Origin of the sequence: Microcoleus sp. SVA1B4 (genome assembly GCF_036700545.1) — a bacterium.
Lineage (GTDB): Bacteria > Cyanobacteriota > Cyanobacteriia > Cyanobacteriales > Microcoleaceae > Microcoleus.
Genome location: NZ_JAUBPB010000064.1, coordinates 1 through 15,866, shown reverse-complemented (window position 1 = coordinate 15,866; position 15,866 = coordinate 1). Strand labels below are relative to the sequence as shown.

Below are 15,866 nucleotides of genomic sequence, written 5' to 3'. Positions count from 1 at the left end.
AAAAAGAGCTTCCTTCGCAGATAGTCAATGTTCTAGTCTTAGATATAGAAAACCACTAGCGTCAGTTATGAATAATTGGAATTCGCAATCGGGAGATGTTGAGTGGGTAGATCAGGTTTACCAACTATTGCTGGAGATTGCTCGGAGCTCCCTGTCAGATATCCCCAGAATCCCGGAAAATATCACTGTTAAGGCTATTCCTCTGATCCAGAAGGTACAAACCATTCAACAAAGACCTGACGGGCAAGTGTTCAAATCAGGTTCCTTTTCAGTAAACGATCACGAATGGGTCGATCGAGTCTGTCAACTATTGGTAGAACTAACCAGCGCGTCTTTGTCCGAACAGCCTAAAATGCCGGAAAACCTGGCAGGCCGATCTTTAGCCCTCGCCGATCGAGCAAAAAAAATTAAAGAAGACATCGAAGAAAATGCAGCCCAAACCCCAGCAGATGAAGATGACAATTCTTTACAGTCTCCAGACGCGCTGCTTTCCCTCTTGCACCACAGTTTGAAAGCTCAGCGCGCCAAAAGCTACAACCCCGATGCCCCCGAATGGCAGCAAGTCTTGAGCCTGCTCGACGTAGTGCAGTCAATTTACAAGCAAATCCAAAATTAAATTCCAGCTTAACTCAGGCGCTTCTTGATTGTGCGAGAAAGCTGGCTTTTAAAGGCGGTTGCTATTTGACATAAAATTTTTTTTGCCCTAGCCCAAACATTTCCGATTATTGCACTTTTGTCAACTACACTAGGTTTAATCGGTTCTAGGGCAAGAGAAGATGAGCGGACAAAACATCGGCGATTTGTCAAAAGAAATATTAGCCGATCGCTATCAGTGCGATCGGCGGCTCGGCAAGCAAGCAGGAAGGCAAACCTTACTCGCCCGCGACTTAAAAACCCAACAGCAAGTAGTAGTCAAACTCCTCTCCTTCAGCAGCGACTTTAACTGGGAAGACTTAAAACTGTTCCAGCGAGAAGTCGAAACCTTAAAATCCCTATCCCATCCCGCAATTCCCCGATATCTCGACTCCTTTGAAATCGACACGCCCAAGCGCAAAGGATTCGCCCTAGTTCAGACTTACATCGCAGCCAAATCCCTACAAGAATATCTCTCAGACGGCCGCACCTTCAGCGAAAGAGAAGTCAAACAATTAGCCACAGCATTATTAGACATCCTCGCCTACCTGCACCAGCGACAGCCCCCGGTGATTCACCGCGACATTAAACCCAGCAATATTTTACTCAAGAATCGATCGGGAAACAGCGTCGGCGAAGTTTACCTAGTCGATTTCGGTGCAGTTCAAACCCTAGCAACGCAACAAGGGAAAACCGTCACCGTTGTCGGAACTTATGGCTATATGCCGCCCGAACAATTTGGCGGGAGAGCAGTTCCAGCTTCCGACTTGTACAGCTTGGGAGCCACCTTAATCGCCTTAATCACCAAGCAGCATCCAGCCGATTTGCCACAGCAAGATTTGCAAATCGAATTCGAGCAATTCACCCAACTGAGTTCCGGTTTTACCAATTGGCTGAAGTGGATGACGAATCCCAGTTTAGAATGCCGTCCCGCCTCAGTCCAAATAGCAAAAGAAGTTCTAGAAAAACCACAGGAAATAAATAAATATTCCCAGACATTGAGACTGGGAAAAACGCTAGATACCTCTACGTTGTTCAAGAATGCGATCGGGCGCAGCACTTGGATGGGCACTCTAGGTGTAGGAGCTTGTGCAGCAATTTACGGCACATTTATTTTTCCGGTAGTGGCGACAATTTTCGGAGGATTAATCGGTCTTCTTCTGGGCTTGCTGCTGGGGTTGGGGAACGGAATAATCGTAGGAATTGTGACCCGCTTGTGGTTTTTTCCCCTAACTAATCCCAAACTTCACCGACAGGTTTTAACTGCAATTAGTATTGTACTCTGTACCTCGATAAGCATCGTCTACTTTCGGATAATGGGTTGGAATAAGCTAAACGATTTGAGTTTGGAGATTATTTTCGTGCTACCACCGTCGCTAATTGCAGGACTGTCAATGGGGGCAAGTAGCAAGTCTATTGCCCGGTGGTATCAAAAAGAAAGTGGACTCTAATCTAAAATTTACAGTTCTGGACGCACTCCGACTCCTAGAAACCGGGTTTTTACGAAAAGCCACGTTACAACCGCCAGACTCGCTAAAAAACCCGGTTTCTGAACCCCGACGTTCCCCTCACACTCAAATTCATGTAAAAAAATATGACCAGCAAAATATTAGCAGAACGCTACGAAGTGCAGCGACAACTAGGAAAACAAACTGGTCGCCAAACGCTGCTGGCTCGTGACTTACAAACTCAAGAATTAGTCGTCATCAAACAGCTATTCCTCGGCAGCGATTTTGAATGGCAAGACCTCAAGCTATTTGAACGGGAAGCGGAAACTTTAAAAGCACTTTCTCACCCAGCAATTCCGCGCTACCTCGATTACCTGGAAATTGACGAACTAAACAGTAAAAGTTTTGCGCTGGTACAGACTTATGTAGAGGGAAAAACTTTGCAAGAGCATTTGCGATCGGGGCGTACTTTTAGCGAAAGCGAGGTAAAACAATTAGCTAAATCGCTGTTAGCAATTTTGAATTATTTGCACAAGCAAAATCCGCCTGTTATTCACCGTGACATTAAACCCAGTAATATTTTACTGCACAGCAGATCAGGTAACTCGGTCGGACAAGTTTATTTAGTTGATTTCGGTTCGGTGCAGAACCAAGCTGCAAAATTTGGCGGCACAATTACAGTAGTGGGAACTTACGGATATATGGCACCGGAACAATTTGGCGGGCGCTCGGTTCCGGCTTCTGACCTCTACGGTTTAGGTGCAACTTTAATTTATTTGGTAACGGGTTTGCATCCCACCGAACTGTCACAGCAGGATTTGAAAATTCAATTTTCCGATCGGGTACCGCAGCTCAATCCTAATTTAATAGATTGGCTGGAGTGGATGACAGAACCAAGTTTGTCCAAACGGTTATCTTCGGCTAGGGAAGCATGGCGAGGGCTTAAAAATCCCCGCCCGATCAACAAAAATCCTATGGTGGTGCTGCAGCCACAAGGCAGCGATATTAAACTTACAAAAAAATCGGAATTTATAGAAATTGTAATTCCGCCACCAGGCATCGGTTTTGGTTTAATTGCCACGCTTTCGGCTGTAGTATCTGCGAGTCCAGTCTCATTTATAGCAAGGGATATGTTGAGCGATGCGTTAAAGATAAATCCCCAATTTTTTATAATAATATCAGGAAGTTTGTTATGTATGGCAGGACTAAAGTTGATATTTGCACTATTTAGGGAAAGGCGGCTCAGAATTGATCGGCTGCAAATCTCGCATACAAGCAATCTGCTGGGGTTGAGATGGAATCATGCCAAGCCATCTCCTAGGAACGAGATTTGCCAGTTGAAAATTCAACAACGTGAATATAGAAACAGCGGTATTGGTGTAAAAGTTATAAAAGTTATGATTTTTGCTTTTTCAATCCCTAGAGAGTTATATCAAGCCGCATCATTACTTATGCAGGAGAGCCACTCGGAAGTGAGATTAGGGAAAGTCTATCAGATGATAGTTCAAGCAGGCAACCACAAATATCAGTTAGGAGAGAAGGAGGGACTAAGTGAATCAGAAATCAAGTGGTTAGCAACAGAACTGAGCCAGTGGTTGGGTTTGAAAATTAAAATAATTTTGACAGACGGTAAACAGAATAAATGGTTCTGAACATATCTCCCTCGCCCAAACAAAGCTTTGCGCCCTCAACCTGTGGGATGGGCGTCCCGCCCGTACCTCTCAAATTGTGGGATGGGCGTCCCGCCCGTCCGCTCTCTTTTGTGTGGGATGGGCGTCCCGCCCGAAAGCGTGTACTCTCCCAGCCGGCGACACACTCCCCCGCTTTCGGTCAATCTCATGCAGCCGAAAGGCCCGATCGCCCGTAAAATGCTATCAAAGGGATTTGGCAAGTAGCACTCATCCCAATCATCTGTTAACTTGGAGATATTGTTGTGGACTTATCGCTAATTCCGGCACAGCCGAAACCAGGACTGCTCAACGTCCTCATCGAAATTACCGCCGGTAGCAAAAACAAGTACGAATTTGATAAAGACTTGCAAGCCTTTGCTCTCGATCGGGTGCTTTCTTCCTCAGTCCAATATCCGTGCGACTACGGCTTCATACCCAACACCTTAGCCGATGATGGCGACCCCCTCGACGGCATGGTGATGATGGATGAGCCCACATTTCCAGGGTGCATAATCGCAGCCCGTCCGATCGGAATGCTGGAAATGATCGACGGAGGTGACAGGGACGAAAAACTTTTGTGCGTTCCCGACAAAGACCCCCGCTACGCTCACTATAAGTCCCTCAAAGACGTAGCCCCCCACCGCTTGGACGAAATAGCCGAATTTTTTAGAACCTACAAAAATTTGGAGAAAAAAGTCACGGAAATTCTGGGTTGGCAAGATGTCGATCAAGTCATGCCCTTAGTGGAAAAGTGCATCGCAGCCGATCGCAAATAAGCCCTTAGCCCGCACTCCTCGACTGCAACCCGACTAAAAACTCAGGGGGCCGAACTTAAGGCGATGCTGCACGTCAGGCGATGCAGTCGAGGAACGGGTAGCTAGAAGGTCAAATCCGTCGTCAATGCCGAGTCACCGGAACAGCATTCCCCAAAACCCCGCCCCGGCCCCAATCTTGAAAAAAATACTACTCCTAGAGTAAGATGAAGCGCGAATTATACCGCTGGGGAATGCGTTCTACGTTTGAGGAAATTTTACCCTAACACTTAGAGCGATCGGCGCTATCTTAATCTCAGAACACAGAACACGCCGGGCAGCCCGCATGATGCAAAAAATAATCTCTCAAGCGTGACATCTCCTACACGAATCGGTAAGGTTGAGAATTCTAACAGCCCAAGTATTAGGCACTCGAATAGTTTCCCGATCAAGGGCTTTATTATAGTACAGATTGCTAAAAACTAAAAAGTAAAAACTAAGATTTCAACTCCCAAGTTCCTGCCGCCAAAACTAAAAAAAATGCCAGATTCCGCACCCTCTCTACCCAATCCACAGCCTTCCGATCGCCAAGCCACTATGGAAAATAGTCCTTTGACCGAGTTTGTCGTTCAGTTTTGGGGCGTGCGGGGCAGCATCGCCACCCCCGGCACCAAAACACTGCGCTACGGAGGCAACACCTCCTGTGTAGAAATGCGCTTGGGCAAAAAACGCCTGATTTTTGACGGCGGCACCGGCCTGCGAGTTCTGGGCCTCAATCTGCTGCGGCAAATGCCGGTGGAAGCCCATATGTTTTTTAGTCATACTCACTGGGATCACATTCAAGGCTTTCCGTTCTTTACTCCCGCCTTTATCCCAGGGAACTGCTTTCATATTTACGGTGCGATCGCCCCCAACGGCACTACAATCAAACACCGTCTTGCCGACCAAATGGTGCACCCCAATTTTCCCGTCCCCATCCAGGTGATGCAGTCAGACCTCAAATTCAACGATTTGACCCCTGGGGATATTATCGAACTCGACGATGTGAAAATAGAAACGGCACTGCTGAACCATCCCAACACCGCGATCGGATATCGAGTCACTTGGGAGGGACACACAGCCGTCTACTGCACCGATACAGAACATTTTCCCGATCGCCTTGACGACAACGTGTTACACCTAGCTCGCAACGCCGACGTGCTGATTTACGACGCCAACTACACCAACGAAGAGTATTATGACTTCAAAACCCCAAAAGTCGGCTGGGGACACTCGACTTGGCAAGCAGGAGTAGAAATAGCCAAAGCTGCTGGAGTCAAAAAAATCGTGATGTTTCACCACGATCCAGGCCACGACGACAACTTTCTCGATCGTACAGAAGCAGAGGTGCAGGCAGCGTTCGCCAATAGCTGCTTAGCCCGCGAAGGCATGAGTATACCAGTAATTTAACCAAAAATAAATTCAGAATTATGAAACAGGAAAAACCCCGCAAACGTCGCAGAGTAGGGTTGCGGGGGCTTTACTCAACGTTGCTAGTGTTGATAATTATCTGCTGTACCTGCGGCGGATGGGTTGCAGCTCAGACTGCCTACTCTCGCACTCCCGCGCGACTTGCTCAGGTTTCTTCGATCGAGGATACTGGTACGGTCGATCGAATTCCCGAACGTTACCAACTCGGACAGCAACTGTACCTAGAAAACTGCGCCACCTGTCACATCGCTTTACCACCGCAAGTATTACCTACAGAAACCTGGCGCCGGTTGCTGCAAGATCCCCAACACTACGGACAAACCATCAAACTGCTAGTAGACCCGCCCCGCCTGCTAGTCTGGAACTACCTGCAAACTTTTTCCCGTCCCCAAGCCAAAGACGAAGAAATCGCCTATCGAGTCGCCAGTTCTCGCTATTTCAAAGCTTTGCACCCCAAAGTCACGCTGTCCCAACCCGCAAATATCAGCAGTTGCGTTACTTGTCACCCCGGTGCATCTAAATACAATTTCCGCAAGCTTACCGCCGAGTGGCAAAACTCTCCGTAGGGAATGCAGGAATTATCCACAAACTATTGAGTAGGGAGGTTATGCGAGCTGATTAAGTTGTGGGTGTATCGCGCTAAGGCGGATGAAGAGATTTTAGGCCCACGGAAAGTCATTGTAATTATGTCATTCTGAGCGGAGTTTACTTGCAGAGCGTAGTGTCAATCTCGACTCAAAAAAATTAAGATTTTCCCATATCTATGCTGCCACCCACCATTTTATCATATTCATAAGCTGTTACCCATTTAAACGACTAACGAACTAGGTAAGGTGCGTCAGAAGCGAACACTTACAGTTACAAGGGAAACGCTTATGTACGCTCCGCACCCTACAATCGTCCTTTAAATGTCGAACAGCTTAATCTCAACTATCCCTAAATTTAGGACACACTTCAAACGCCAACTGTGAACGATAAAAACAGACATCAAACTCCATAAAAAAGTTTAACTGGCCTAAAATAATAGGCGGATCGTTAGATTTAGCCCAAGCAAAAGCCAAACGAACAGGTGGAAAATCGCTAATTTTTCCCACAACAGCTAAACCCCTTGCTTCCACTGGCGCAAGATTACCTGCTAACGGAATTGAAAGCGTTTGCTCCTCCCAAACAGATCCCAACGCTAAACCAACATGGTACGGTAAAACATTAAGACTCGATCCCGTATCCAACAAACCCAAAGTCTCCGAAATACAATCCCGATAGCTTAAAGTTATGGGTACACAGGGAAAAAAATTAGTTTCTCCTGCTTGATTCCTTCGTTCGATAAAAGAAAATCGTTTAGAATTTCGCCTTGTCTTTTGTTTCTTCTTGTTCTAATAAACTCATTAATTTCTGAGCAGCATCACCATAGTCATAAGGCGACCAAACACGATAACCCGCGCCATTATCCAATGGCTTTAACATTTCTTCTTTCGCCAATTCAGCCATTAAAAATTGCATAATTTGAAACTTCTCGGCCGGGGATAACTGCCGAAGTTGGTCTAATAATTCAATATTTGACATAAAACCCCATTGAATTCATTTTGCCATCTTACCACGACATTCAAATTTAAACCACTCCAAAACATCTTGGTTCTAAGTCTTTATCTGCCTTCATCTGCGCCGATCTGCTCCCATCTGCGGTTAAAGCTCAAACACAAACTAAACAGGCAAAAACAGTTCGGAAAAACTAATTTCAATCTCAGGAAAAGCTAGCATTCTCATCACAGCATTATCTGCAACAACTATCTCAGATTGATAGCCTCCCGGTGCAGGATTCCGGTAAATATATGCCTCGCGCGCCGCTACATCTAAAATCCAATATTCAGGGATATTTGCTCTAGAATAAATCGGGGCTTTTTCCCGGCGGTCAATTTGTAATGTCGCGTAAGAAACTTCAATTAACAGCAAGATTTCGCTAGGATTTGGGTGATGGTCGCGATAAGCACCCGGATCGATACAAACAACAGCTATATCTGGTTCCGGTTCCGAAGTTGCTAAAGTAATTGGCAACTGCATCCGAACGTGAGCTTGTCCGGCAAGTAGTTGTTTGATATAATCGGACGATCGCTGGGTTGTGCCAGCATGGATTGGTGTTTGAGGACTCATTTCAACAATTCTCCCATCGAGGAGTTCAATCTTATCGCCTTCATTGAGAATACCAGCTTCAATCATCCGGTGATATTCTTCGACTGTCCAGGTTTTTTCTTTTGTTGCTGTCATAATCTTTGCCTGCAAAAGCTTATGTCATATTATAGCAATTGCGAATTCACTCAAAAAAAACGGACGGATCAGGCGTTGGTCGAGATCCCTTTTGAAAGCGTTCCCAAGACTGTTTTAATTGAGCGGGAGCCGGATATTGGCGATCGTAAACCACCAGCACATTCGTCAAATTCCGTCCCGGCGGCAATAAAATCTGCCCTTGATGAGCCAAACCCACCGAAGCGCCCCCGTCCAAATTCATCGCTTCAAAACAGCCGATCGCCTGCATAACTTTAGCTTCTGCTTCCAAAGACAAACTGTCAAAAAAAGTTACCAAAAATAACTTATCTCTCGAAGCCGGAAAGCCGATCGCCGTTCTCGAACCCACGCCCAAAACACCAGCATCTTTAAAACCTTCCGACAAAGGAGACAGCCCAACTTTCCCCGCTTTAACCAATCTCGGCCCGCAAGTCAGAGAAAACCAATGTTGACTCCAATCCGGCTTACCTTCGATTCTAGCCGTCACCATTTCCAATTGATTTCCCGCTTTAATTCCCAAAGTCGTGCCGTAATTTTCCCATCGGCTATATTTCAGAAACTTACCAGCCGCCACCATATTTCCCAGCACAGATTTCTGCTCATCTTTACCAAAAAAAGTCCCGTTAGCAACAACAGCAGCCCGGTAACGCGACACCATATTTTCAAAAGGTTCATCACCCCGCGTTACTTTAGAAGTATTTGCAAAATCTGCATTATTAGCTAACCCAATTGTGATATAAATTTCCGGGTCTGCGAGGTCAATAGTTGTGAGATAAAAACTTGCGCCAGCTACAGTTTGTCTGCTGACTTGTACAGGTTTTGCTTGCTTAGCAGAACGTTTGATAATTTGAGGTGGAGACGGCTGCACAGCCGGAGAATTTTCTGGCGCTTTTACAATAGGATTACTCGGCAGAGGTTGATTGGTTTTTGGCGATTTTACAACGGGATTGCTAGGGAGAGGTTGAGGAGTTTGATTTGATTGTATACTTGATAAAAAAGCAAGTGACTTTTGCCACAGTTGACCTGCGAGAGTCAAGAAACTATCTCGGTTTTGGGCGATCGCAAAATAGTCAGCCGCAACCCGCGCCAAAGCTATGCCCGTTAAAAATAAAAAAGTGCGCCGCAGCATCGGGCGACAACCTTGAGACTGTTTCCGTTTAGACATAAAAAAATCTCAGCTAGCATAGCGAACAGTTTCCTATGGCTGTGACTATACAGCCTCTTCGGTGGTTCATGAAGTACACTATAAAGCTATATTGTGTGGTGTTAATCTGTAGGGTGCGTCGCGGCGAAATATTGGTCGATAAAACTTACAGATTGACGGGTGTATCCGCACCTTACACGGGCTAGAAGATTGTGTGTACCACATCTACATGGAATATGCTGTAGCAATCCTTGCAGGAGTCGTAAAAAGATGTAGGGGTAGTGTTAAGAGTGCCTACCCCGGTCTCATGGGGGCAACCACGGGGGGTTTGCCCCTACAAGAATTACACAAATGATGCGAGGATTGCTATACAATGGGCGATCGCCCGAATTCTGAAACTAACAGTAGCAAGGTGCTCTATCGCGCACCTTACCACTAATTCACAACTCAAAACTATTTGCCTAGCCGGTATTCCGCATCCCCGCAGCAATTCCATTAATCGTCAGCAGAGCTCCCCGCAACAATTCACCCTTGCTGTAACGCGAGTGAATCACCCCCGGAACCCCGCCACTACCATGCTGCCGCAAGCGTTTCAGCAGCGAAACCTGCAACAAACCCAAAGGCACAATCGTCGCATTTCGCAACTGCACCGATCGCTGCAGCGATGGATCTTCGTCCAACAAACGTTGGTGTCCGGTAATCGTTAAAACCAAATCGCGAATCAAGTGAAATTCGGCAGCAATTTGATCGAATAAAGCCTTAAAACGCTCCCTGTCCGCTGGCAAAGCTAACTCCTGCACGTAGTGTTCTGCAATCTGCAAATCCACCTTAGATAAAGTCATTTCCACCTTAGAAATTACCATTCTAAAAAATGGCCATTTCAAGTAGAAATACTGCAAAAGTTTCATGTGTTCTTCCGGTTCCTCCAGCAAAAACTCTTGCAAAGCTGTGCCGACACCGTACCAAGAAGGCAGCAAAAAGCGGCTTTGAGTCCAGCTAAACACCCACGGAATTGCTCGCAAACCGCTGATGTCTTTTTTGCCACCGCGACGGGCAGGGCGAGAACTAATTTGCAACTGGCTGATTTCTTGAATGGGGGTAACTTGGTGGAAGAAATCAACTAAATCCGGCTGTTCGTAGATTAAATTGCGGTAGTGCGATCGCGATTTCACCGACAACTCCTCCATAATCTCATTCCAAGGGTCGATGCCATCAAAACCAGTGTGCAGCAAACTCGCTTGAATTACCGCCGCCGCCACAGTTTCCAAATTGTAAAGCGCCAACTCCGGCAAAGAATATTTAGAAGCCAAAACCTCGCCTTGTTCAGTAATCTTAATTCGCCCGTTAATACTCTTTCCAGGCTGAGCCAAAATTGCCTTGTAAGCAGGCCCACCACCGCGCCCTACAGAACCGCCTCTGCCGTGAAAAATTCGCAACTCCACACCGTGTTTTTCCGCAACCATTTGCAAAGCCTTTTGAGCTTTGTGGATTTCCCAATTGCTGCTGAGGAAACCAGAATCTTTATTGCTGTCCGAATAGCCCAGCATTACCTCTTGCAATTTGAGATTTTCGATGGGGCATTTGAGATTTTCGGCGTTTTTTACCGCTAGTTCCTGCGCGTATCCTCCTGCTAGCAAAGCTCGATAAAGCGGCAGATCAAAGATTTTTTGCATTACTTCCGGCGCTTTTTTCAAATCTTCCACCGTTTCAAACAGGGGAACTACTTGAATGTTGCTAATTCCTGTTGCCGGATCGTAAAGTCCCGCTTCTTTTGCTAACAGCAAAACCGCCAGCAAATCGCTGACATCGTGGCTCATGCTGATGACGTAAGTTTGGCAAATTTCCGAGCCAAACTCCTGCTGCATTTGCCGCAATATTCGGAAGGTATTGATCGTCTCGCAAGTTTTGGGAGAAAAGGGCAATTCTGCTGGAATTAAAGGGCGGCGAGTTTGCAGTTCCGTTGCCAGCCAAATAATGCGATCGCATTCCGACATTTGATTGTAAGGCTTGGGCAAAATTTGCAAGTATTCAGCAATTTCCCTTAAAGCGTCCGAGTGTACTGTTGACTCTTGGCGAATATCTAGGTAAGCCAAATTAAACCCGTAAATTTCTACTTGGCAGAGCAGATTTTCCAAGTCCCGACAGCTCAAACCTGTTTCCACTAAATTGTGTTCGATGAGCTTGAGTTCGGCTAAAAACTCAGCCCCCGATCGATAAAGGCCGGTCATTCCGGGATGTTCCGACAAAGCTTCGCGTTCCCGCTGCAATTCGTCTCCTTTGTACAGCCGCCAATTACGATCGCGCGTATTTTCCAGCCGCTGCAGCACGTAGGCCAGCTTCAACCGATAAGGTTCTTGGCGGTAGCGGATTGCCCACTGCTCGTAAACCTCCGGGAATTCCGATTTGTCGCGATCGAGAGATTCCAGCAATTCCGGCAGCACATCGCTCCAGTGCAGCGACAAACTCAAAAGTTCGTTTAGCCGTTTCACCGCGCTGATGTACTTCTCTAGCACTAAGTGGCGCTGATAGCAAGCCGTTTGCCAAGTAACTTTCGGAGTCACCGAAGGATTGCCGTCCCTGTCCGATCCCACCCAAGAACCGAACTTGCAAAAATTGTAACTAGGCGGTTTCAGATAAGGGTAAGAAGCGTGCAAAGCTTGCTTTAAGCGGTGGTAGAGTTCGGGAATAGCATCAAACAGAACTTCCTCGAAGTAGTGGAGAGTGTACTCCACCTCGTCAAGTACAGTCGGCTTGAACTGGTGCAGTTCGTCAGTGCGCCACCAGAGGCGAATTTCTTCCATCAGTTGCTCTTGGAGAGCCGCTGCTTCCCAGCAAGACACCGGGTAGGGGCTTTGAGAGTCGGTTCCGATCACCTGAAATTTCTCGTCAACTTGGTCTAGCTGTTGGAGAATCTTCGCCATTCGTCGCTGTTTGGTGCGGATCGTGTGGCGAACAATTTCCGTCGGGTGAGCTGTAAATACCAAGCGGATGTCTAACTGATCGATCAAGCGCTGGATTTGCTGGCTGGGCACGTTCAAGCGCAGCAGCATCGGGAACAGTTGGTGAAAAGTGCCGGCATCTCGGGCGATCGTCTCGCCGCTGTCTGCACCGCGAGGAGCCATTTGGGCGGGGACTGGGCCTTCCCGGTGGCGGGGGCGATCGGGGGCATCAGTTGCTTGTCCTGGCAGCTTAGAAAACATCCGCCCACCAGCATCGTTGCTGCTAGCGTAAGCTAGCTGTTGGTCTCGCTGTTCGTAGTGCTGTTCGACAATGTTGATCAACTGGAAATACAGTGCAAAAGCCCTAGCGGCGCGGATGGCGGCGTTGAGGTCGAGCTTTTCGATTAGCTGTACGACATTCGACTCGCGAAAGTGAGTGGCTTGTCCCTCGGCGGAATTGACCGATCGCATTTGTTGGAGCAAATCCACCAATTCCTGCCCGCACTCCTGTCGCAGCACCGATTCCCACAAGTCCTCTACAACTTTGAGGCGATTTCGTAGAAACAGGTCTGATTTTGAGTAAGCGGGAAAAGGGGAAATAGATGTTGCATCAATAGCCTGTTCTGAAGACTGGAGGACTGAACTCATCGGGCTGTTCCTCAATAGCTGCGGGTGTCAAGAAAATTGTATGGTTTAGTTTCGCCTAAAACACTTTTGTTTGCAGTCAAATTTGAGACTTATTGCAACGTTAAAAGTAGAAGGCACTTATGTACAAAGTATAAGGAAAGATTAATTCTTACAGCACGGATTGTACCTATTGTCAAGCTTTCAGGTCAGTTAACTTGCGATTTGAGATTTTAGACGATCGGCGTGAGACGTTCGGCCAGAAGTCAGTTGAGTCGCGCTAAGTCGAACACTTTTAGATTTACTTCAAAGATGAACCTGGGATGTTGAACTAGGGTCGAAAATTTTTATCTGTCCCCGACAGGAGTACGTGGCACCGTATCCGTTTTTGGGCGGGGTCACAAAATTCAACTTCTAGCAGCAGCATCCTTCCTTGGGCTTTCTAATCCTGTGATTGAGGAAAGTTGAGTACGGGAAGGCGCGAACCCCGAAAGACTTCTTCGCTTTCAACGCCGATCGACGCAACAAACTCAGCAGCAGCTTTAGCCACCACCAGCCCGCCCAGCATGGGTAAAGCGACCAAGCTCAATAAAATGTCTGAGGGAACTGGCAACTTTGGACTGTTAGGTGTTTGAGTTTTGAGCAAGTCTTGGTTTTCCGACGGCATAAATCTTTCCTGCGTATTCTGTTACCCCTAGTTTACAAGCTAGGGCGGGTTTTGTTGCCTCGTTGTATCCTAGATTGGGGCGAGATCCGTGTTCATCCAAGAATTAGTGCCGTGTCATCGCAGGCCAGACAGGGCTGCGTGCTGATATCCCCTGAAGATGTGACACAAAAATGAGAGGATACGATCGCTCGTACAACAGCTTTTTCAAGCCGATCGCTCGCCTGCACGATCGATCCGGAGGCCTGTACAAAAGTGAGAACGCCCGTTTGTTCAATCAGATGGGGCGATCGACTCAGAGGAAATTGTACGGGCGATGTGCGATCGTCCGACTCAGGTCAAACTATCAATATAATTCGAGCGCACATTCATTGCATATTACAAAGATGGAAGATTGCGGATTTCATAGGGCAGTGTCACTTCAGGAAGTAAATCTGTAATCCAAGGGTTAAAGGCATCATTTAGTAACAGATTTCCTCCCAGCCTCTGAAGCACTATACTGTCATAATTGAAGAGCAGCACTGCATCTTCTGAACTCTGGCGCAGCAACTCGATGGTTACTCGAATCATAATCTGCTTAGCTTTTTCAAAATCTGCATCCCAATTGAGTCGAAACCAAATAGTTATATTCGGTACAAATCCAAATTCTTCTTCAATAATAGATTGAAATTCCATCGCATGATTGGCTCCTACTAACATTCCTGAACCCAATAAACAGGCCCCATTAGGTTCATCAACCCATTCTAACTCAAATCCTTGAAATGCTATTTGTAAAGCTTGTAACGGTTCTAGAATAGTTGCTAAATAGAACTGATACTCTGTAGACATTTTTCTCTCCTACGATCTATGTTTTTATTGGAAAAAATGGAGGATAGTTCCACCTCTTACAACAATTATCTCTCGGATACTTGGTGCGGGATATCGATTAAGATGCACCAGTATATCTGCAAGTGACACTTTAGAGTCATCAAGATTAAGTATAAACCTGTCAGCTTGACCCTTTACAATCTTGTCTTTCAATGCTGATATAATCTTATTAGGGTCTGAAGTTATTGGCGCGTAGCAGTCAAAAATTCTGCCTTCGATTTTGTAGTCTGGCCTTCTTGTACCACTAACTGTTGGATTTTGCTCCACATTGTAGCCAGCTTTAGATAGTATCTCAGCAGATTCATTTTCTCGCGCTATCCCCCGAATGTTAAGCTCATCAGCCTTTGGTTCTGGAATTGTTTTCGAGCCACTAGGCTGTCTGTTGGGATCTGGGTTTAGAGAAGGTCTAGTTCTGTCTGGGTTTGGAATAGAAGAAGAACCACCGCTGTTCCCAGAAGTCATCTGAAAGACTTGACCTACAAGACTGAGAATATCTCTGGCACTAGCTGCCGTCATATTGCCAGCCGCTATCAATGCTGCTGCCTGTGCCGGCGCTGCTATTAAAGCACTGCCACCGCTACCTCCAATAGTCAGCCCGATCAACAAAATTCCTAGTATTCCTGCTAGAAAAGTTAATCCGTTGGCAACGGCTTTTCCTAGCTGAAAACTCAGATTATTCCGGTAATATGCCTCAATTTCAGCATGGGATTTTGCCCCTGGTGGGTACAAGAGGTCAGCTACATCCTTGAGGATACCGACGCCATTTATCAGAGAGTGGTAAATGAATCCTTTGAGAAAATCTATGACAGCACGTTTTCCCTGTGCCATCACCCTACGAAATTCGCGAAGAAATTTCTGTATTTTGTCCTGATTTGGTGAGCTACCACCACCTCCTGAACCACCAGACGGATTATTAGCTAAATCATCATTCCCAGTTCCACCCGAAGCAGAATCAGAGCCACTACTACCAAAGACCTCTTTAAACTGAGGCTCCTTAAAAATCACAGTCGGTAATTGCCAAATATCATCACTCGGCTTCGGAGGCTTCACTAAATCCGGTGGCACATCTTGTTTCGGCGCCTTATTCAACCGCGGCGCTTCCCCAAATTCCGGCAAATTATTCATCTGCGTCCCAGTTCCTTCCGGGTGAAATGACCCCCCCGTCACCTCATATTCACCCGGCAAATACTCCCCATCCTTCCAACTAGACTTCGACCAACTTTCACTCCAATTATTCCGACCATCATCCCATACTGTCCCGCTGCGAGTCCAACTCCAACTGCTGCCATTACTCGTATAGACACCCCCTTTCGTCACCGATTCTGAGTCGTAACCGCTCACAGTTTCCGTCCAACTGTAACCTCCCTTAAAATAA

The 15,866-nt window shown here is 46.6% G+C and carries 15 protein-coding genes; 6 read left to right on the top strand and 9 right to left on the bottom strand.

Translation table 11 applies throughout. The features are described 5' to 3' along the window. Window positions 1–67 precede the first annotated feature (67 nt). The 3 genes from QT987_RS23505 (at window position 68) to QT987_RS23495 (ending at window position 3,733) form a co-directional block, all read left to right on the top strand. A complete protein-coding gene (locus QT987_RS23505) occupies window positions 68–616 on the top strand; it encodes an inorganic pyrophosphatase (RefSeq protein ID WP_333245006.1) in 549 nt (182 codons plus the stop codon). A 160-nt stretch (window positions 617–776) separates the two neighbouring features. Then, complete coding sequence (locus tag QT987_RS23500; RefSeq protein ID WP_333245004.1) at window positions 777–2,084, top strand: serine/threonine-protein kinase; 1,308 nt, start codon at window positions 777–779, stop codon at window positions 2,082–2,084. A gap of 143 nt (window positions 2,085–2,227) precedes the next feature. Next, window positions 2,228–3,733 carry a serine/threonine-protein kinase gene (locus tag QT987_RS23495; protein ID WP_333245002.1) on the top strand — a complete coding sequence of 502 codons (1,506 nt, stop codon included), beginning with the start codon at window positions 2,228–2,230 and terminating at the stop codon, window positions 3,731–3,733. Between the two features lie 35 nt (window positions 3,734–3,768). Here QT987_RS23495 and QT987_RS23490 read toward each other — a convergent pair whose 3' ends face one another. Further along, complete coding sequence (locus QT987_RS23490; RefSeq protein ID WP_333244999.1) at window positions 3,769–3,972, bottom strand: hypothetical protein; 204 nt, start codon at window positions 3,970–3,972, stop codon at window positions 3,769–3,771. A 42-nt stretch (window positions 3,973–4,014) separates the two neighbouring features. On the opposite strand from QT987_RS23490, the gene QT987_RS23485 reads away from it, so the two are divergent. From QT987_RS23485 to QT987_RS23475, 3 genes are all read left to right on the top strand, one after another. Then, on the top strand, window positions 4,015–4,527 hold the full coding sequence (locus QT987_RS23485; protein WP_006634582.1) for an inorganic diphosphatase: 513 nt from the start codon (window positions 4,015–4,017) through the stop codon (window positions 4,525–4,527). A gap of 516 nt (window positions 4,528–5,043) precedes the next feature. Next, window positions 5,044–5,952 (top strand): MBL fold metallo-hydrolase, encoded by a 909-nt coding sequence (locus QT987_RS23480; RefSeq protein ID WP_333244996.1) that lies wholly within the window; start codon window positions 5,044–5,046, stop codon window positions 5,950–5,952. Window positions 5,953–5,972: 20 nt separating this feature from the next. Further along, complete coding sequence (locus QT987_RS23475) at window positions 5,973–6,539, top strand: diheme cytochrome C (protein ID WP_333244993.1); 567 nt, start codon at window positions 5,973–5,975, stop codon at window positions 6,537–6,539. A gap of 360 nt (window positions 6,540–6,899) precedes the next feature. Here the strand turns inward: QT987_RS23475 and QT987_RS23470 are convergent, their stop codons facing one another. The 8 genes from QT987_RS23470 to QT987_RS23435 form a co-directional block, all read right to left on the bottom strand. Beyond that, on the bottom strand, window positions 6,900–7,211 hold the full coding sequence (locus QT987_RS23470; RefSeq protein ID WP_333244990.1) for a hypothetical protein: 312 nt from the start codon (window positions 7,209–7,211) through the stop codon (window positions 6,900–6,902). Window positions 7,212–7,311: 100 nt separating this feature from the next. Then, complete coding sequence (locus QT987_RS23465; RefSeq protein WP_333244989.1) at window positions 7,312–7,536, bottom strand: hypothetical protein; 225 nt, start codon at window positions 7,534–7,536, stop codon at window positions 7,312–7,314. 138 nt (window positions 7,537–7,674) lie between these two features. Beyond that, the gene (locus QT987_RS23460) at window positions 7,675–8,235 is read right to left on the bottom strand and encodes a Uma2 family endonuclease (RefSeq protein ID WP_333244985.1); all 561 of its coding nucleotides are present in this window, start codon (window positions 8,233–8,235) and stop codon (window positions 7,675–7,677) included. A 46-nt stretch (window positions 8,236–8,281) separates the two neighbouring features. Further along, window positions 8,282–9,418 (bottom strand): phosphodiester glycosidase family protein, encoded by a 1,137-nt coding sequence (locus QT987_RS23455; RefSeq protein WP_333244982.1) that lies wholly within the window; start codon window positions 9,416–9,418, stop codon window positions 8,282–8,284. A 440-nt stretch (window positions 9,419–9,858) separates the two neighbouring features. Next, window positions 9,859–12,984, bottom strand: a complete 3,126-nt coding sequence (gene ppc / locus QT987_RS23450) for a phosphoenolpyruvate carboxylase (protein WP_333053486.1) — start codon at window positions 12,982–12,984, stop codon at window positions 9,859–9,861. A gap of 418 nt (window positions 12,985–13,402) precedes the next feature. After that, window positions 13,403–13,627 (bottom strand): hypothetical protein, encoded by a 225-nt coding sequence (locus QT987_RS23445; RefSeq protein WP_333053485.1) that lies wholly within the window; start codon window positions 13,625–13,627, stop codon window positions 13,403–13,405. 375 nt (window positions 13,628–14,002) lie between these two features. Continuing rightward, window positions 14,003–14,452, bottom strand: a complete 450-nt coding sequence (locus tag QT987_RS23440) for a SitI3 family protein (RefSeq protein WP_333244979.1) — start codon at window positions 14,450–14,452, stop codon at window positions 14,003–14,005. A gap of 24 nt (window positions 14,453–14,476) precedes the next feature. After that, window positions 14,477–15,866, bottom strand: a 1,390-nt coding sequence (locus tag QT987_RS23435; protein ID WP_333244976.1) for a CdiA C-terminal domain-containing protein, incomplete at its 5' end; no start/stop codon positions are given.